General features: G+C 63.5%; 14 protein-coding genes. 5 read left to right on the forward strand and 9 right to left on the reverse strand.

Features of this window, described 5'->3' with window-relative positions; genetic code table 11:
• Window positions 1-1,220: helix-hairpin-helix domain-containing protein (locus D0C15_RS29330; RefSeq protein WP_342768618.1), on the forward strand; the 1,220-nt coding region annotated here is incomplete at its 5' end.
• A gap of 449 nt (window positions 1,221-1,669) precedes the next feature.
• Here D0C15_RS29330 and D0C15_RS29340 read toward each other — a convergent pair.
• From D0C15_RS29340 to D0C15_RS29365, 5 genes are all read right to left on the reverse strand, one after another.
• Window positions 1,670-4,654: a DUF499 domain-containing protein gene (locus tag D0C15_RS29340; protein ID WP_116051372.1), complete on the reverse strand. Its 2,985-nt coding sequence runs from the start codon at window positions 4,652-4,654 to the stop codon at window positions 1,670-1,672.
• 59 nt (window positions 4,655-4,713) lie between these two features.
• Complete coding sequence (locus tag D0C15_RS29345; RefSeq protein WP_116051373.1) at window positions 4,714-7,461, reverse strand: DUF1156 domain-containing protein; 2,748 nt, start codon at window positions 7,459-7,461, stop codon at window positions 4,714-4,716.
• On the reverse strand, window positions 7,458-10,664 hold the full coding sequence (locus D0C15_RS29350; protein WP_206078068.1) for a helicase-related protein: 3,207 nt from the start codon (window positions 10,662-10,664) through the stop codon (window positions 7,458-7,460). The genes D0C15_RS29345 and D0C15_RS29350 overlap by 4 nt, the downstream gene beginning before the upstream one ends.
• Window positions 10,665-11,144: 480 nt before the next feature.
• Entirely contained in the window at window positions 11,145-11,723 is a 579-nt protein-coding gene (locus tag D0C15_RS29355) for a kinase (protein ID WP_116051375.1), read from the reverse strand.
• Window positions 11,724-12,417: 694 nt separating this feature from the next.
• A complete protein-coding gene (locus tag D0C15_RS29365; RefSeq protein WP_162830299.1) occupies window positions 12,418-12,693 on the reverse strand; it encodes a hypothetical protein in 276 nt (91 codons plus the stop codon).
• A 281-nt stretch (window positions 12,694-12,974) separates the two neighbouring features.
• Between D0C15_RS29365 and D0C15_RS29370 the strand changes: the two genes are divergently transcribed.
• Both D0C15_RS29370 and D0C15_RS29375 read left to right on the forward strand, forming a co-directional pair.
• Window positions 12,975-13,421: a hypothetical protein gene (locus D0C15_RS29370; RefSeq protein WP_116051378.1), complete on the forward strand. Its 447-nt coding sequence runs from the start codon at window positions 12,975-12,977 to the stop codon at window positions 13,419-13,421.
• Window positions 13,422-13,460: 39 nt separating this feature from the next.
• Window positions 13,461-14,054: a hypothetical protein gene (locus tag D0C15_RS29375; RefSeq protein WP_116051379.1), complete on the forward strand. Its 594-nt coding sequence runs from the start codon at window positions 13,461-13,463 to the stop codon at window positions 14,052-14,054.
• A 101-nt stretch (window positions 14,055-14,155) separates the two neighbouring features.
• Here the strand turns inward: D0C15_RS29375 and D0C15_RS35625 are convergent, their stop codons facing one another.
• Together D0C15_RS35625 and D0C15_RS29385 are read right to left on the reverse strand one after the other, a co-directional pair.
• Window positions 14,156-14,410: an NrtR DNA-binding winged helix domain-containing protein gene (locus D0C15_RS35625; protein WP_323808403.1), complete on the reverse strand. Its 255-nt coding sequence runs from the start codon at window positions 14,408-14,410 to the stop codon at window positions 14,156-14,158.
• A 201-nt stretch (window positions 14,411-14,611) separates the two neighbouring features.
• The gene (locus tag D0C15_RS29385; protein WP_116051380.1) at window positions 14,612-15,055 is read right to left on the reverse strand and encodes a hypothetical protein; all 444 of its coding nucleotides are present in this window, start codon (window positions 15,053-15,055) and stop codon (window positions 14,612-14,614) included.
• A 602-nt stretch (window positions 15,056-15,657) separates the two neighbouring features.
• Between D0C15_RS29385 and D0C15_RS29390 the strand changes: the two genes are divergently transcribed.
• Window positions 15,658-16,380, forward strand: coding sequence for a DddA-like double-stranded DNA deaminase toxin (locus D0C15_RS29390; RefSeq protein ID WP_116051381.1), 723 nt, complete (start codon window positions 15,658-15,660; stop codon window positions 16,378-16,380).
• A complete protein-coding gene (locus D0C15_RS29395) occupies window positions 16,377-16,805 on the forward strand; it encodes an Imm1 family immunity protein (protein WP_158303257.1) in 429 nt (142 codons plus the stop codon). The genes D0C15_RS29390 and D0C15_RS29395 overlap by 4 nt, the downstream gene beginning before the upstream one ends.
• 411 nt (window positions 16,806-17,216) lie before the next feature.
• Here D0C15_RS29395 and D0C15_RS29405 read toward each other — a convergent pair whose 3' ends face one another.
• Together D0C15_RS29405 and D0C15_RS29410 are read right to left on the reverse strand one after the other, a co-directional pair.
• Complete coding sequence (locus D0C15_RS29405; RefSeq protein WP_116051383.1) at window positions 17,217-17,606, reverse strand: Imm1 family immunity protein; 390 nt, start codon at window positions 17,604-17,606, stop codon at window positions 17,217-17,219.
• Window positions 17,603-18,388: a DddA-like double-stranded DNA deaminase toxin gene (locus tag D0C15_RS29410; RefSeq protein ID WP_116051384.1), complete on the reverse strand. Its 786-nt coding sequence runs from the start codon at window positions 18,386-18,388 to the stop codon at window positions 17,603-17,605. Before D0C15_RS29410 ends, D0C15_RS29405 begins: the two co-directional genes overlap by 4 nt.
• Window positions 18,389-18,395 lie beyond the last annotated feature (7 nt).

Genomic DNA, 18,395 nt, shown 5'->3' on the forward strand with positions numbered 1-18,395 from the left:
ACGCGTTCAACAAGAGCCACGCCGCCGCCTACGGCCTGATCTCGTACTGGACCGCGTACCTCAAGGCGAACTACAAGGCCGAGTACATGGCCGCGCTGCTCACCTCGGTGGGCGACAACAAGGACAAATCGGCGATCTACCTGTCCGAGTGCCGCAGGCTGGGCATCAAGGTGCTGCCGCCGGACGTCAACGAGTCAGCGCTGCGCTTCGCCGCCGTCGGCGACGACATCCGGTTCGGTATGGGCGCGGTGCGCAACGTCGGCGCGAACGTCGTCGACTCGATCATCAAGACCCGCGAGGAGAAGGGCAAGTACTCCTCCTTCACCGACTTCCTCGACAAGTCCGAGCTGGTGGCCTGCAACAAGCGGGTGATCGAGTCACTGATCAAGGCCGGGGCGTTCGACTCGCTCGGCAACACCCGGCTGTCGATGGTGCAGGTCCACGAGGACGCCGTGGAAGCCGTGGTACCGCTCAAACGCCAGCAGGCCATGGGGCAGTTCGATCTCTTTGGCGGCGGCGATGACAGTGAGATCACTGATGCTTCCTCGCCATTGGCGCATCTGAAGTTCGGGGACGAGGAGTACCCGCGCAAGCAGCTGCTCGGCTACGAACGGGAAATGCTGGGGCTGTACGTCTCCGCGCACCCGCTGGACGGGGCGGAGCGGATTCTGCGCAAGCACGCGCCGCGGCCGATCGCGGCCATCCTCGCCGATCCGCCGAAGGAGGGCGAGCTCATCATCTCCGGGCTGATCACCTCCCTCGACCGGCGGGTCAACAAGAAGGGCGAGCCGTGGGCCATCTGCACGGTGGAGGACCTCGACGCCTCCCTCGAGGTGCTGTTCTTCCCCAAGGCCTACGCGATGTTCTCCGCCGACCTGGCCGAGGACAACGCGGTGCTGGTGAAGGGCAGGGTCAACTGGCGCGAGGACAAGATGTCGATCTTCGGCGGCGGTCTCGTCCCACTCGACCTCAGTTCCGCCGAACTCGGCGGGGACGAACCACCGCTGATGCTGCTGGCCGCGGCCGAACGCATCGACCAGGGCGTGGTCAGCGAACTCAAGCAGACACTGCAGGCCCACCGCGGTGAGACTCCGGTACACCTCAAGCTCGTCGGCAAACGGCGACAGACGATCTTCGCGCTGTACGACTACCCGGTCAAGGTCAGCTCGATGCTGATGGGTGAGCTGAAGGGAATCCCGGGAATCACCGCCGGAGGATGACCGGCGTGCCGGAGGCCCACGAGCCCGTGTTCGACGGGCGGGTAGATGCCGGGAAATCGCGGCATCTACCCGTCCGCAATGCGGTACGCGGCGGTCCGGACCGGATCACCTCGGCTCGGCAGTCCACGGCAGGGGGTACAACACTCAGCGGCAGGCACAGGTCCTCGAAGCAGGACTCTGCGCCAAGGTGGTCGTCGATGATCGACACCAGCCCAGCTGGCACCCAGCATGACGTCGACCGCACACCCCGTCTGGCTCACGGTGTAGAACCGGTCCACGAGATGGGGGACGTCAACTACCGCACCGCCGTGTCGGAGTGGGCCAATGACCACAAAGTCACGACGGCGAGCCGCACGTCCTCCGTGTCCGCGGTGTTGGCGGGGATGTCCGCCGGTCTAAGTGGGAGACCAATGCATATTCCTTGACCCTATAACGCCTCGGTCTGACTGTCAGATATCCTTAATGGTTCCACTGATGCCGAGCTCATCCATATTCTGTTGTAAGTCGTTGGCGGTGTCGGCATCCACTACTAGTTGCAGGGTTCCTTGTAAGTAGCTGATCTGCCGTTCGTCGAGCGCCATGTACAACGTTTTGAACAATGCTGCGAAGGCGTCAGAGTTTCCCGAATTGGCAAGAAGATTACTTGTGAACGAGAACGCAGCTTGCTTTTCCGTCGCAGCCGGTGAACCGTTGTCTTCTTTATTTCCGGCGCTTCCCGTAGCCGCGCCAGATGTGGCACCGCCCGGCGGTGTTGTCGCTGCCGCGGAGCCCGTTGCACTGGCTGACTGCGCTGTGGGGCAAGTGCCGGTGTGGTCCGCTTGCCCACAGTGTTCACATGTCTTCGGTTGTGGTTTGGCCAGGCGTAGTCCGGCGCTAGTGAGGTTCACCTGACCGGGCGCGGTGACCACCACGCGTCCGCCTGAGCCGTCCACAATATCCACGAGCCCTGTTTCTGCGGCGTCATAGATGGCTTGCTGCAGGTCGCGGTCACCAGCGAACAACAATGGAAGCCTTGGCGCGCTGTAGAACGCTGCGCGAAGGTCGGACAGGGTCCTCCCGTAATCCTGATCGCGCAAGTTGTGCAGGAGCGCCTTGGGGTCGAATTGCCCCTTGTCGAATACCTTGTCCCGAGCAGCGAGGCTTTTCCACACTAGCGTGCCGTCCAACGCCGTGTGGTTCTCATCATCGAATGCGAGTTGGTCGAGATAACGTTCGCCGTCCGGATCGGGTTGTGTCAAATAGACAACGTGTTGATAGGCTCGTTTGACCGCCTTCTCGAGCTGTTGTTTCGCGCTCGCGAGGTCTTTGGTCCCCGTTGCCTTGAGGTCATCATCGCCTTGGACTTCCGGAGCTGCGAGTGCTTTCTGTCGAGCGAGGTATTCGACTGCTACCCCACGCGCCAGGCCGCGTCGTTGGGTGTTCACAAGCGCGTACACGGCACTGCTGCCCCACTGCACCGGCAGTTTCTGCGTTCCCTCTCCAAGCCCCATAGCAACGGTGAGAGCTTCCATCGTCGGTGCTTCCATACCATTACGCAGGCTAAATTGTGCAGGATCGAGCACGATCAGCCGTGTCGTGTGCGCCGTGTCTAGCCCGGCAGTCGCAAGAACATCGGCTGCGGGCCGGGCGGTGTCAGCCTCAACGAACATCAACTCACGGAACGGCCCGCCATTGGAGAGGCCCTGGGCAAACTCGAACAGAACCTCGTCGCGTTCGGCCTCCGTAACCGTACGCCGGATGTTATTGACCAACATCCGGTGCGTGAGGCGCGTCGAGAGGAAGTAGCGAGCTGGCTTGTTGTTGCCCTGGCCCGGAACAATCTCAACCGCGCTCATGCCTCGGTCGGGATGCACAAGCTCCTCGACGACAGTGTCCGCGTCTGTGAGGCTGTAGTTGGCGTCAGGAACACTGGTCGCGGCCTTGACCTCGGGTGCGCTGGCGCCCCTGCCGCGCCCCGGTCGTAGCGTTCCCACGATGCTGGCAAGGAAGATAAACGTGGCGGCACGCTCTGCCACCCGAGGGTTGGTCTCCGTCCAAATCGTGGGGGTCCGCGCGAGATCTTGACGGCGGGCAGTCCCTGCGGCGTCGTCGTGGTTGACGACCTCGATCTCCGCGAGGCTGCGGTAGTTGGCGATCGTCCGGTCGTCTTCGACCAGCCCGCTGCCAAGCAGCGCCTCACGTACAGAACTATCCGACAGCGGCAAGTCACCTGGGCCGATGAGTGCGGGTACCCACTCGCCAGCCTTGCCTCGCTGTTGTTGGGCATACACCGTAGCGGCGAAAATTCGAATGGTCGATCGCACTCGCTGGAATCCGGTGACTTTGCTCCATTCCTCCTTGGCCACGCTCATTAGCATGGGGTGGAACGGGTAGCACGCCGCTACCTCGTCGTTCCAGCGTCGTCGCCATTCGGCACCGATGGAGTCCCAGACATGTTTGTTCCAGGCCTTGTTGTCCAACACGGGCTTGTAAAGCGCTGCAGTGGCCGACAACACCTCCGCGGCTGGCTCGGCGTCGAACAGTCGGCGCCGCAAGATATCAGCGAAGTCGCCGACTTCGGTTACCGTGGCAGGCAGCCCGTTTCGGTCCAGCAAGCCGTTTAGGTCGTCACGGCGATCTTTTGCCTCATCCGACAAGGCGGTCTTGTCGCGTTCGGATGCGATCATGACCATCAATAGGGCGACGCGCGGGACATCGTTGACAACATCGAGTAGAGCACGCAGGAAGGCCATGTCCTGTGCGGCGAGGTCAGGCTTCTGAGCACCGTCGAGACCGTTGCCGACATAGTCCAGCACCTCATCCACGATGATCAGGACGGGGCGGTTGACCGCCTTGATCGCCTCGGCGATCTTACTCTTGTCGCTCCAGAAGGGCCGGTAACGCTCAAAAAGCGTGTAGTCCTTGCCGAACAAGCGCCATAGGAACCGTTCGTACAGGTTGACGGCGGGGCCATCCAGTTCCTGGACGCCTGCACCGGGCGTCATGTTGTCGCACGGCAGGACCACGACGTGGGGATTATCGAGATCATCCGGCAGATCACGGCCGATTCGCGCCTTCGCGCGCGAAATAACTCCTTTGCCCAGTTCTGTGGCAAACAAGGCTTCCGGGTTCGCGATCAAGTGGTAGGCCCCAATGCAGGCATGGGACTTACCGCCTCCCATGCCCTGGTCCAGACGAGTGACCGCGCGTGCCTTCAGATAGTCGCTGCCACCCCCGACTCGGATCGCAATCTCTGTCAACAGATCGATGAGCCGCCCCGTGGGGTGCGTGATCTCACCGTAGTAGGTGGCGTCCGCGTACGGCGGTTTGTCGCGACCGGTGCCGTGCACGGCCTGGAACAGCGACATCTGTACATCGTCGATCTGCCCAGCAGCATTGACGATTTCGGGTCGGATCTTCAACGCCTTCCACCATGGCGTCACGCCTTTTGTCACGTCATCCTCTTGTGTTCATGTGTCATCGTGCGCCGGTCAAGTGTGATCTCCACAAGCACTTATAGCAGCTTCAGCTGCGCATCGAAGTCTGTTCGTTGGATTAGCTGCTGTTGTTCAGTGGCGAGCATTGTCTCCGCAGCGCTGGCGATTCCACCGCGTGTTCGCATCACCCTGGTAAACGCCACCTTGTCAGGGTCGCCATCGGGCAGCCGGTCTGCCAGGAAGTTCACTGCCGACCACAGGTAGGTGTCGTCGACGGTCCGACCCGCTGTTGCGAGCACCTCACCCATCGCGGCAAGACCCTCGTCAGACGCCGCGGCTAGAGCCAGGGCGACGTCGATGACTGCGGAAGCTGCATTGACCCGAGTCTTGAAATTGCGGGCGGAGACGAACCGCACGCCCTTGTCAATGTCGGGTACAAGGTCGCGAACATCTTCGGTCTTCAACGAAGCGGCCAGACTCTGCCAGCGCAGCTCGGACTTTGGCTGCCCATGCCGACCATAGAGCCGCACCCACCACAGCGCGAAGCGCGTCCGAGCGTCGAAAGTCTCCAGTGGCTGGTGGTCGATCTGGACGGACATAGCTTCCTGAACGGCGGCCCGCGCCAATGGCAGGAAGGTGGCGATGTCGACCGGTTGCCCTTTGGCGTCCAGGATTTCGGCGTAACGCCCCACTACCTCCATGGCAGGGCCAGCTGCGGCCATCAGCATGTCGGCGGGTGCGAGTACCCATCGCTCCCAGTCCGGGTAGCGGCGCCTGATCTCGGCCTTGATTTCGGACTCGACTGTGCCCTTGCGCCCGGCTGGACGATTTGCGGGGGCGGGACGACAGCACATCGTCAGCGTCGTGACGATGTTGGAGAATCCCGTTTTCCCGCCCTGCTCGGTCTTGGCCGGCCACGCGCCGGTCAGCACCAACCCTGCGCTGTCAATGGCGTTCAACAGCCGTTGCCATACCTCGGGCTCACCGTGACCGAAGACGATCGTGACCACACCGTCGGAACGGACGACCCGCTGCGACTCGGCGAACGCCTGTGCGATCAGCGTGTCGTAATGCTTGCGGTTACGGTGGTCGTTGTTGCTGGTTCCGCCCTTCTTGACGATGATCTCGTGCGTCTTCTCCTGGACACCGTGTTCGTGGGCCGTCATGCCCATCTCCGGCCATGAGGAGGCGAGAGCACGCTTTAGCCACACATAGAAGAGGTCGCTCGCGTCGGTATAGTCGATCATCGCGTCGTAGGGCGGGTCCGTGACGACCGCGCTGATCTGTCGGTTTGCGAACGGGAGATCTGTGGCAGTTCCGCGAGCCACCGAGCAGGACGCGGCTGTCCCAGCTGGCGGCACAATAGTCGTCAGTGACGCAAGAGAGCCGGCCGAGACCGAGTCCCAACCGCCCGGGCCGTCAGCGAGGCCAACCTCGAAGTAGTCAAACGAGAAATTCAGGCTCGATTCGGTGGCGAACAGGTCATTCACCTTGTTGAGCTTCGGATCCAGTGTGCAACCACGGGTGGCGCGTCGCAGTTTCCGAGCCATCGCGGCGGCGGCATACCCGGTCAACGCCCGCACATACTCCTTGGAGCATCCAGCTGCCGTCAAGTCGTCGCCTATTTCTTGGATCGTCCGAGCCAGGCGAATAAACGAAAGGCTCTGTCGCGCATTCATCATGTCGCCGTAGCGAGTGGCGCCGTATACGGTCGCCTGCACAGTCCATGTGTTACCCGCTGGGATTGCTTCATTGGGCAACGCCGGGAGAAAACGTCCGAATGGTGTTTCGGCGGCGAGGTCAGCTTCAGCACGTTTCACCGCGTCGATCTCCACCGGGTCCAGTTCGCGATAGAGCTTTCCAACCTGGCTGTCGAGTTCTGCAGCGAGCAGTGGTTCGTCGCCTGCGGCATCGGTGCGTAGGATTCTCATCTGAACGTCACGGTTGTGGCCATAACCACAGAATGGACACACGGCGAGCCGACCGTTGCTGTCATACCGGCTTTTGCCCGGAGGAACCTGACGTGTCGGTACGCCACGCGGTGCGCCTTCGTGCACGAAAACTGACCAGGTACCCGAGGCGGCATCGGTCTCGATGTAGTAGGACTGGCCAACATCGTAGAAGTCCGGCTGCCCCTTCTTCCCCTTCCGCTTGCTCGGTTTACGAAGCTCGAGTTGACCGATGAGCGGGAAGTGGTTGCCGCACTCCTGACACGGCATTGTGATCGCCCAGAGGTAACCCCATGCTCGCCGTCCATCGACCTTCGGATAGACCGGCTCCATGACCTTGGTGTGGCGACGGCCGACCTCTTGCAGAACCGACCGAACGTCCTGGACAAGGCGAGGGTGCTGGTCGATCAAGCTATCGCTAGGGAGGGTGAACGGCAGTTCGGGTTCCTGATCCCAGTCGCGAGCGGGAAAGTCTGTCAACAGACGGCTGGCCAGCACCGCCACCGGGCTGTAGTCGAGGGCGTGCGCCCGCAGGCCCAGCCGTGCTCCCTCCAGGGGAATCATTCCCCTGCCGCTGAACGGATCGAGGATCGTTGCGCCGTCAGGGTTCGATTTCTCAATCTCTGCCCGCAATTCCTTGACAGCGACGAACCGCCCCATCAGGGCCAGCCGTACGAGCTCCTGCAGTCTCGCTTGTTCAGCCTGGCTGTCCGGCCAGGGCAGCAGCGAACAGATGACCGCTGCCTTGGCCTGCACGGTGGGCCGCTTCGCGAACCAGGTCATGAGACCCACTTCGGCGTTGCCCGAGCCCCAGCCAGAGCGACTGTTGGCCGAGACCTCGGCGCAGGGGAACCAGCGTTCGATCATGCGGGTCATACGTTGCTCCCCGGGGCATTCTTGAGGCTGCTTCCGGGGACGCGGAATATCGCGTCCCCGGTCATGTCGGCTGCGAACAGCGTGGCTGGGTCCTGATAGGCACCAAAGAAGGCGCCCTTCCCGTCTGCGCACTCGTCGACGACGTACAGCCAATAGTCCTTTCGATGCTGCGTCGCGATGAGCACCTCGTTACCAGTCATCCGGATTCCGCTACTGGCGGCGCTTCCAAGTACACCTTTCACTTCTACGTGACGAATTTGTCTGTTGCGTCGAGCTTCCAAGTCGTACCCACGCCCCTCCGTGTGCACGTCCTCGACGGCCCAGCCGTCGCTTTCGAGGAGCTGATGTACGTGCCTCATCGACACCATCTCGGAGTCGATCTCGGCAGCGACGGTCGGGTCTGCGGCGGCGTGGACACGGATACGGCTGACCAGCTTAGGAACGGTGAGTTGAACACTGACAAGGCGGCCAAGCTCCTCGAGACGCTCAGCGGTCTGCGCCTGCAGTCGGTGGCGAAGGGCGAGCCGGGTATCACGGTCGGTGATCCCATCAGTGAGACTGAGCGGCAGGTTATTCAGATCCTTACGGGCTTGGGCGAACCAGTCAGCGCGGACCCGGCGATGTTCCTCCACAGTCTGGTGCGCGACGTTGTGAGCCGCGTTCGCCGCGCTGGCCTGGCGCGCAGGATGCGGCCCAGTCCCAACGCGGGTGGTCGGGACGAGGTTGGCTAGGGCCTCCCAGCGCACGGCGCGTGCCTGACCGCTGTCGTCGACCTTAATCAAGGTGGCCCAGACGCTGGCGCGCTTGCCGTCGCTTTCGGTCAGCGTCGCCTGATAGGCGTAGAGATCGTACGGGGTCAAGCTCGTGGGGTCTTCTGCCGCGCCGGACTGGTAGACGTCTTCAGCGAGATTATGATCGGCCAGCGCGATCAGATCGGTGAACCCCGGTTCCCCGGGGCCCAGTGTGATCGTGTCGCCGACATCGATGCTTCCCGCCGCTGCCCGTAAGGCGTCACCACTAGTCGCGATGTGGACCTCGGAGCCGCCACCCAGACTCGCGGGCAGTGCTCCGTCGGTGAGCGCGATCCGTCGGAAGCCGGGCCCTGCGGCGGTCGGTTCAGCACGCAGCAGCTTCGCTGCATCAAGCCGATCCAGGTACGCCTCGACGATGGCGGGGTTGACGCGAGCGAAAAGATCACGCTGTAAGAGCGTCAGCGCGGCCACCGCGTCAACTTGGCTGGCCAGCTTCCGCTCTGTGTCGCGAACCTGCCGGGCAGCTCGAGCGAGTTCCTGCGTCTGAATCGCGCGGGCAGCGTCGATCGCGTTCTGCTTTCTGACCTCGTCGTTGCCGTAGAGGTCGGAAAGCCACTTGTCGTAGTCGACGCCGGTAATCTCGGCGACGGCCGACAAGCTGTCGAACATCTGGCCGCGCAACTCATTCGCTGCGGTGACGAAGTTGTCGAGCAAACGCAGGAGCGTATCGCCTTCGCGGGTATCGGTCGCGACGAGGTTGTATAGGAAGACCTCACGGTCTTGGCCAACGCGGTGGATGCGCCCCATTCGCTGCTCAAGGCGGACCAGCGACCAGGGAATGTCGTAGTTGACCAACACATGCGCGGCCTGCAAATCGATACCTTCGTTACCGGCGTCCGTGGTGACAATGATCTGGAACTCGCCGCGCATGAACGCCCTGCGGACTTCGTCGCGGTCGGGCTTGCTCTGCCTACCGGAGTAGGTGCGTGCGGTGTAGCCCTCTGATTGAAGACGTTGCGTAATCCACTTCGCGGAGTCGGCGTACTCGGTGAAGATGACAGCCTGCTCGGCATTTCCCGGGCGGATGCCGTGCTCCGCCAGACAGTCCTCAGTGAGCCTGATCCACTTCGACGGCTCGATGGCAGGGTCAGCAACCGTGGCATCGACCTGGTCAATGAGCGTCTTGATCGCGGCGCGCTCGGCCCGCGCGGCCGTGGATGCAGCGTGCACGACCTTGGCCTCGTCGATCTCGCTGTCATCCCCTTGATCGTCGCGGTCGGCGTTCAGCGCTGCCTCGGCCTCGCTCATCTGCCCCATGTGGGTATGCCGGCGGCGCAACGTCTCAGCAAGCGCGTACAAGCTGGAGGCCGCACGCTTGCCGTAGACCATTCGCGCGAGCGGCTGTGCCGCCGGTGGGAAGTACTGGTCAACCATGTCGACCGCTGCCTGGTAGTAGCTGTACTCAGTCCGGGACAGCGGGACGCTGCGATTGTGTGCTGTACGCCCTTTGAACAGGCGAGTCTTGCCGTCATAGTCGACCAGGTCTTCCTTCATGCGGCGTAGGAAGTGGATCGGGCCCGGCCGTAGTGCGGTCAAGTCGACGTTGGGATCGGCGCCAGGGTCCGGGTAGATCGCCGGATCGACCAGATGGAGGAGGTGGCGGAACAGCCACTCCTTGCCGCGATGCGGCGTCGCGGTCATCAGCAACGCTCGCGGGGTGTTCATCGCTAGAAGCCGACCAACCTGATGGAACCCAGCAGCAGTCGGTGTCAGTCGATGGGCCTCGTCGAAGATGACCAGATCCCACCCAGCCCGATCTGGTCGGATTGCGTCCTGCACTGCCGGGTTAACCGCGGCCAGCTCAAGGCTCACGACCCACAGGTCATTACTGTTCAGCGCGTCCTCACGGATCGTAGCTGAGGTGAGCTGGCGCAGTCCGCCGCCCAAGAGCCGATCGAAGTCATCCACCCACTTGGTGGCCAGGTTAGCCGGGCAGACGACGATCGCCCGCTTCACTAGCCCCAGACGCTGCATCTCCCGCAGGTAAAGCCCTGCCATGATCGTCTTGCCCGTGCCCGGTTCGTCCGCCAAGAGGAAGCGCAACAGCGGCTGTGGCAGCATCGCCCCGTACACCGCAGTCGTCTGATGCGCGTACGGTTTGAGCGGCGTCGACGCCATCGCACTGGACTCCGCGTTCGTCGCGGCAGCTGCCATCCAGCGTGTCCACATCCCCGCTAGGACACGAGCAGAACTCGCCCCGCCATCGCTCACCAACGCGCGAACGGTCTCGGTATCACCGGCTACCAGGTTGACCTCATGGCGCCGGTCCTCGTCGTCGACCAAGATCAGGTCGAATGCCCCGGGCTCGTCGCCCGGGAGCACGAACCGGATAGTGGCGAACTCGGGCACGCCTGCAGAGTTGACCCTGACACGCTGGCCCTTCTCGAACAAGTCACTCTCCTGATGACGACGGCTCACGGTTACCCGGAGCAGTCTATGTGCTGGACGCATCCACGCACCGGGACCGCACCCTGCGGATTCGAGTAGGCGCCTGTCCGCTGAGCACTCTTACTGACATCTACAGCGCCTTGTCGTCGCTGGTAGTCGCCGTCTGAGACGGATACGATTGCGAGCCAGCATTTGTGGACCACAGCCGGGGTGCTGGAGTACTCCCGAGCCAAGGGGACCTCGACGACTTCGCCGCGACAGGTTTAGTCGTCATCGAACCGTGCCCTGGTGGGTCAGCTCGCGGCCATCAACGGCCAGCTACCTATGGCCAAGGTAGTGCTCTTGGTCGATTCGCTGCATCGACAAGGACTTCCGATCCCCAGGGGATGTCGGCCACGCACGCGACCACCAGCGTTACGAGGTTGGCCGCGACCCGGGCATCTTCACCGTCGTAGCCCGCTGAAACTAGGCACAAGGCGGTGATCACCCACCGATGACGTTGCCCAATGCGACAGGGTCGTCCGGGGTGACGTCTCGTACGTGCTGCTGGTCGAACACATCGGTGAGGATGCGTCCGACGGTGTCCTGCAGGCTGGAGGTTGGCGGGATGAGCTGCTCGCCGGCCAGTCCGAGCAGGTCCTGCTCGCGGTACCACTCGCGCATGTGCTCGGGGCCGAACTCAGCCGCTTGCGGCCGGGTCGCGTGCCGGCGCAGGGACTCCTCGAATGAGACGTCCAGGTAGTAGACGCCGGTGCGGCCGCGATGGTCGGCGGCGAGGTCGGCAAGCATGTCGCCGTAGCGCTCGGCGTGCAGGATGCCTTCCACGATCACGTGCAAGCCCGCGTCGAGAGCGTAGCGGACGACGGTCGAGAGGAGACCGACGTTCACGCCGCCGGGCACGTCGCGTTCTTTGAGGATGGTCCGGCGGATGACGTCCTGGGCCGCCACAGCGCAGGTCCGGCCGAGGTGTGAACGGACGGCCAGCGCGACGGAGCTCTTACCCGATCCCGAGTTGCCGCGCACGATCGCCAGGCGCGTGGACTTCGATCCGGTGGGTGCCATCGGCAGCAGTCTAGGCAGCGGGACCGTCACGACGAGTCCGCCGCCCGGGATGTGTGGTTATCGCTGGGTGTCGTTGCGGTGGCCACCAGCGCACGGTGCCGTCGATGAGTTCTCCCAGCGGGATTCGCCCGGCCCGTCGTAGACGCGGATGCCTTCGGTGTACATGGCGAACAGGAAGGCTCCGGCGGTGGGCAGGGTCTGCTCGATCCAGCGGGGGCCTCGTCCTCGGTGGCGGCGTCGTGTTCGGCGACGCAGGCGCCATTGTCGTCATCGCCGACGCCCAGCAGGATCGCCGCACCGAATCCGGTGCGGACCTCGCTGCTTGGTAGCTTCAGGGGAGACGGTCACATAGCCTTGCACTTGCCATCGAAGATTCCACAGCGCAGCGCTCGCGGTGTGCGTAAAGTCGAAAAGTTTACTATTCCGATCCGCAAAGTCGAATGACTCCTTAAAAAACATCGCCAAGATATTTCCTCCGCAGGCTCGCTTGCGCTACTGACCTCTAGAATGCGTGACATTGCATAGCTGGTTGAAATTCCGAAGCCCAGCAGCCGCAATCGTCAGTCTCGCAGAACCCGGCCTCGAGTTGTCGTTGCCAGGCCGCGTGTCAAGTCGGGGAGTCCTCGCAACGGGTGTCCGAACCACTGCCAGCCCGCGAACGGCAGCTGGAGGACCACGATCAGCCCGGCGGTGTTCACCCAGGCACCGATCGCCGCCCGCCGATAATGAGGTCGACGGCGCCGTACTCACCGGTGACCGGCGCGCTGTCGATCCGCGCGAGCTGTCTTCCCGCGGTGTCGTAGGTGGTGATCACCGACTTGACCACGGCTTCAGCTCCCAAACCCATCGTTGCGCTGTTGATGAAGGTGAATTCACCGCCGTTGGAGATCACGTTGAGCCGTCCGGGACCGGTGAGCCGCTGTATCACCAGTCCGACCGGTGGCGTCACGATCGAGTTGGGGGCTGCCACCTTCACCACCAAGATCGGGAAACGTAGCCGGATGAGGTGATCCGGTGGTGATGATCGGCATTCCGAGGTTGACCCGGCCTGAGGACTGCCGATCGCGCGTCCGGTCCAGGTTGGCCAGCTTGCGGGCGGGCCGCCCGCTCCTCGCTCATGAGCGGCAGGCTTTGAGTACGTCGCCTGTCAGGAACAACCCGCTGCGCAGCGGCCTCCACTGACGCGGGGATGAGCACCTGCGTTCAAGACGTGCTGGCCAGCTCATCGATAGCACCGTGAACAATCATGGGATGGCGCCCAGACCCGAACCTGCCGAGAACTCGAACCTCACTCTTCAGATCGGTCCAGGCCACCCTGGGCAATCCGAATTCGACGTCCGGGTCTCGCCTGGCCACGCCAACGAGTTGAGGGAGTGCTTCGAAGCCGAAGGTCTCCACGTCAGCAACGTCATAGAACTCTCCGCTGGAGGATGGCTCGAAGTCCTCGCCGTCTCACTCGGAACAGGCGGAGCCGTGTCCGTCGCGATCACCAAGTTCTTCGAACGGCACAAGGGTAAGAAGATCACGTTCGGGGCGGAGGGCAAAGTCGAAACCATGGAGGGCTACTCCGCGAAGGACGTCCAGCAGGTCCTCGACGACGTCGCCCAACGACAGCGAGAGACCGATCAGACATGGGCCGACATGTTGAAACGGCTCCCACCCCGACCTGACACGGACGACAAGCCCAGCACCACCTGACCGACCTCCGGCACGATCGTGGTGTCCTACGCTTGTCGGATGCCTCGCAAAAAGAGTGGCAAGACCGCGGCCAGGAAGTTCAGGGAAACGACCGAGCGCATCGATCGTTTCACCGACGAGGTCGCAGGTTCTGGACTGGGTGATCTTGCGCTGACTTGGGCATATGAAGCGGCTTTGATCAAGACGTACGTCGCGTTCGAGCGGTTGATGCTCGACTGCATCGTGGCCGCGATCAACAACGACACCAGCACCATCTCTGCTCAGACCGGCATCGTGTTCCCCAAGCACCTCACCGACGAGATCTGCGAGTACCTCGTCACGGGTGGAGGCTACTTCGACTTCAAGGGGCGCGACGGACTCATCAAGACGATCAAGGGCTACGTCCCGGATGATCACTGGTTGCTGGCCGCGGTCAAGCAGGAGCAGTACAAGTCCCAGTTGAACATCATGGTGGCACTGCGCAACTATGCCGCCCACGAGAGTCCAGCAAGCAAGCGCAAGGCCATCGACGCGATCGGGCAGCAGCAAATCGGCAGCGCCGGATCCTGGATCAAACGTCGGCAGCGCTTCTCCGCCATGACCAACAAGCTGACAAAGCTCGCCACCGAAATCGAGACCCGAGCACCCTACTGAGAGACCAGCCACTGCCGCGCTATGCCGCAGATCACGATCGAAGTGTCCGATTGGCCCCGGCGTGTGAACTGGGCCAGCTGGCGCGAACCGGCGCCCGAGTGTCAGTTCGCGCGGCCGCGCAGAATCGCCGGGTGCAGCACCTCGGCGGTCCCGCGTCGAAAGAGAGCCGCCGACCGTCCTCCGTGCTTGGTCGTCATCTCCCCGGTCGGTACCAGAAAGTCGGCCACGCCCTTGACCTTGCGGTGGAAGTTCCGGGGGTCGAGAGTTTCGCCCCACACGATCTCGTAGACCCGTCGTAGGTCCGCGATGGTGAAGTGCGTGGGACAGAATGCGGTGGCCAGCGTCGTATACTCCATGCGGTGACGGGCTCGTTCCACTCCCGTTTGCCAGGATCCGAGCGTGATCGAAGGCCAAGACGTTGCGGCGTCGACCGACCTTCGTGACCGGTGTCCACTGCGCCGAGCGGGCGTCTTCACCTGCTACTGGTTCGGGCAAGTCTGGGAGGGGCTCGCAGCGGTGCAGAGCCCCACTCAGGGACCCTGCACCGCTTGTGCGCGTCAACCGATCAGCCAGTGGAAGAACTTGGTTGCTGCGGCAGTTGTAGCGATGCCGACTAGCACGGTTTCGTATGGGGAGTGCCTAGCGAGAGCGGTGAGGACGCCAGCGCCCGGGATAGCCTTGAGGAGCATGTCGCCCGCGAGGTCACCGCGGTGGTAGGCCGTGAACATGATCGCTTCGCGTGCTTCGTCGCTGATGTGTGGCAGGCCCACTAGCTGTCGTGCGCGAGAAACACCAGCGTCGTCGGCGAGGGCCTTCAGCAACACCGGGTAGGCGTACATCCACAGCTCGCTCACGAGCAGCTCCGTTTGTGGTGTGTATGCCCTCGTACCGTCCACATGTCGCCGCTTGTTGCTGTACACGCCGGCAGCTTGAGCGGCCTCGAGCAATCTCGGCAGCCCGCTCAGCCGTTCGTCGTCGAATCTGCGCTTCGGTGTTGGCATATGTCTCTCCCTAACGCGGTTGAACGTTGGGCTCAACCGTTCTGGTTATACGGTCTGCAAGCAGAGATAGGTAGTTAGAAGAGAGAACGTCCGAAAAATCTCTCTGTGATGAGAGAAATGCAGTGGGTATTCGAACTTGGATGAGGGCGGATGCAGGCCGACGGCTGAGTCCGCTTCACTGTCTTGCGCCGGCGATCACAGCTTCGCCGTACTCGGCGACGCCGACGCCTCGACTCTCGACGTCCTTGTCTGGCAAGGACAACCCGTTGCCACACAGCGGCATCTACGGGAGCACCAGCTCCGCGACGACAGGGCGCGACGGCGGGCAGCTCGGTGCCCCGCGCCTTCGCCGTGGCGACCGGCCAGGCCCTGCAGGACTACCTCGAACACAACCCGGCGAGGGCGACGACAGTCACGAGTTGGCGGACCGCCGCTGCTGGTGGCGGAGGGCCTGATACAGCTCGTCCAGCATCCGTATTGGGCTGCCTGCCTGGACTGACGGGGCTTTGTCGTTCTCCTGACCTGCGGGTTAGCTGTTGTTGTTGGTCCGTCGATGTACGGTCTCGATCATCGGCAGGCACACGGTGAGGGGCTAGGCGGCGGTGTCGGTCCAGGAAACGGTGGCAGCGGTCAACCTGGCCGTGGAGAAATCCGCGGCGGCTGGCGTGCGCCTTCAGCAGGCGGGGCAGGTGGCCGAGGAAGCTGCCCTGACCCTGGCCCAGGCCGCGCAGGGCAGTTCGGACCAGGAGTTGAGTCAAGCCGTGGACGCACTGGCGCAGGCTGCCCAGGACATTGGCAGCGTCGGCCAGCTGGCGGCTAGGGCTTCGGGCGGCCTGTCGGCGTACGTGAAGTCCTTGACCGGCGACCAGGGCCAGGACGGCGGCCAGTCGTCGGGCCGGTCCGCGCCGACCGGCAAGAAGGACGACGAGCCGGACGACGCGGTGGAGAAGGCGCGGCGCGAACTGCCCGAGCGCGGGACCGGCCGTGGGGTGAAAACGCAGGGCCGCTGGTTTGCACCTGGTAAAACTACGTCGGCCGTAACCAGTGGCCGGGACGACTGGACGGACCGGGTGAACCAGGTGGTGAAGGAGGCGGGGTGTCCGTATGTGCCGGCGACCGCCGCCGCCGACGTGGAGTTGAAGATCGCAGCCGAGATGCGCGATACCGGGATCACCGACGCCACGGTGGTCATCAACAACCAACCGTGCACGGGTCGGACGAGTTGTGACGGCTTGTTGGGCGTAGTGCTGCCAGAGGGCAGCACGTTGACGGTTTACGGGACCGGCGGCTTCAAGAAGGTTTACAAGGGAGGGCAGCGGTGGTGACGTTCGATGCATACTTCGACCCGGAACACCGGGAACCGATCGCGTTGAGCACGCCGGCTCAAGTGGACGAGCTGCTGAACCAGATGGTGGCCGAAGCGGAGTCCCCGGAGGTCGAGGTGGGCTTGGTTGCCCAGCTGGAGCGGAAGGACGACGAGGCCGGCTGGTCGGTTCTTCAGTTCGGGGTGCGCGCGGCGGCCACGATGTGCGGGTTTGTCGGGTACATGGGCAAGGGCGAGCCGAGCGCCATCAGCGACAACGGTGGGACGTCGCCGGAACCGGTGGCCTACGACTACCAGACCCATGAACGCGAGGTGCCGACCAACGCGGAGATCACGTGGCCGACTGTGCGCCAGGCGGTCCACGACTACGTGGCGTCGGGCGGTGTCCGGCCTGACGGAGTACGCTGGCGGGAGTTCACCTACTAGCGCGAACGCGGCAAAAGCCCAGGTCACACCGTGTCGCGGGCCCGCTTGAGCACAGCAGGAAGAACGGAGACATAACGGAGCCCAGAATGGTCGTTCGCAACCGCAAACATGATCTTGAAGTCGGTGAAACCGCAGGTAGAAGCCCTGCAATCGGAAGCCGTTTCAAGATCACTGCGATCGAACCATCGGGCTTTTAATCCTTGGGTCCAGGGTTCGAGCCCCTGGCGGCCCACCAAAAGCCCAGGTCACAGGGCTTCTACGGTTGAGTTCCTCAGGCGTGAGGTGCGGTCCGCGAGGCTGACGGCAGCCTTGGGAGCCCATTACGAGACGCCGCCACACCGGAGTGAGGTTGCGGTCGGGACTCTCTAGGCCGGGACAGGTATCGACCTGCGGTCATCGGCGAACGCCAACCTAAGGCTGGGCGGGCAGGTCTGCGGCGTCGCGCCACGGCACTGAGGTGGGCAGTCTTCCCTCTGTGGCAACGAACTCGACCAGTGCTTTCCGGAACTGTTCGATCGGCAGTCCTGCCCCAGCGGGGAAACCGACCTCGGACTCCACCGCAGGGGAGGTCTCGTCGCCGATGCTGTAGCCGAACACCTCGTCGCCGGAGTACAGGAGGTAGCCGCGGCCGTCCTGCACGTGGGCATCGATGGCGGCGCGGCTGGTTTCAAGCGTGGCTGTGTGCGTAGTCGGCTCCGACAGCAGTGCCACGAGCTGGTCGACGTCGGCGACGGTGTCCAGAGTGAGCGACTGGCCGCCCTGTTCGTGCCCGCTGATCGGCACGGATCCGCTGATGCTCATAACTTGACTTCTCCCTCGTACTGTCGAATCGTGCCGTCTGGCTGCACGACACGCAACCGCGCCCCGGGTGGCAGGATGCGTGATAGGTATCTGTCACAGGTGTACTGCCGGTGCACGTCGAACGGGCGGGTGCCGCACACGCTGCGGTCGATAACGACGGTCTCGTCAGGGAGCCCATCCTCGCGCATCCGGGCAGCGACCTTGACCTCGACGTGCGTGGCGAGGCGGCTCACCGGCCGCGGTAGGCCCAAGTCCGCGAGCTGGGTGGCTGCGGTATGGAAATGTTCGTCGCCGGGACCACTGATGATCCGCACGCTCCACCCGTCGGAGCGCACCCACTCGCCGTGTGTCGGCGTACCGTCTGGTCGGCTGCCGACCCGGCGCCGCGCCGCCCGCAATCGCTCTTCGGTCACGAGCGTGCTGGTGGGCCGTCGCGTAGGACCGATGGACGGGGGCCTCGCAGGCGCGCCGGGATCGGCTAGCAGTGGTGAGCCGGCGGGGGCCGACGCATCCGGCGCGGTAGTGACGCCGAGACTGTTGAGGTAGCCGCGCAGCAATTGCTCGACGGTGTTCAGTGTCGCGTAGACTTTGTCGCTGCCGAGCCGCGCCTGCTCGGCCCTCAGTGGCACTTGTTGCACCTCGTCGTGTGAGCCCTCGACCATGGGCGACCACAGCTCGTGTGCCTCGTCGAGGCTGCCACCCGCCGCAGTGAGCGCGTCTCGCGCGGCACCGATACGGGCAAGCGCGTGTTCGACGCCGCTCGCGAGATCCGTAACCGACATGCTCTCC

This window comes from Amycolatopsis palatopharyngis (genome assembly GCF_003385185.1).
Lineage (GTDB): Bacteria > Actinomycetota > Actinomycetes > Mycobacteriales > Pseudonocardiaceae > Amycolatopsis > Amycolatopsis palatopharyngis.

What these genes read in the sequence shown, in the direction of transcription:
- D0C15_RS29345 (WP_116051373.1), bottom strand. Translation starts at nt 7,461, where the DNA reads ATGACCCGCATGATCGAACGCTGGTTCCCCTGCGCCGAGGTCTCGGCC.
- D0C15_RS29355 (WP_116051375.1), bottom strand. Translation starts at nt 11,723, where the DNA reads ATGGCACCCACCGGATCGAAGTCCACGCGCCTGGCGATCGTGCGCGGC.
- D0C15_RS29370 (WP_116051378.1), top strand. Translation starts at nt 12,975, where the DNA reads ATGGCGCCCAGACCCGAACCTGCCGAGAACTCGAACCTCACTCTTCAG.
- D0C15_RS29375 (WP_116051379.1), top strand. Translation starts at nt 13,461, where the DNA reads ATGCCTCGCAAAAAGAGTGGCAAGACCGCGGCCAGGAAGTTCAGGGAA.
- D0C15_RS35625 (WP_323808403.1), bottom strand. Translation starts at nt 14,410, where the DNA reads ATGGAGTATACGACGCTGGCCACCGCATTCTGTCCCACGCACTTCACC.
- D0C15_RS29385 (WP_116051380.1), bottom strand. Translation starts at nt 15,055, where the DNA reads ATGCCAACACCGAAGCGCAGATTCGACGACGAACGGCTGAGCGGGCTG.
- D0C15_RS29405 (WP_116051383.1), bottom strand. Translation starts at nt 17,606, where the DNA reads ATGAGCATCAGCGGATCCGTGCCGATCAGCGGGCACGAACAGGGCGGC.
- D0C15_RS29410 (WP_116051384.1), bottom strand. Translation starts at nt 18,388, where the DNA reads ATGTCGGTTACGGATCTCGCGAGCGGCGTCGAACACGCGCTTGCCCGT.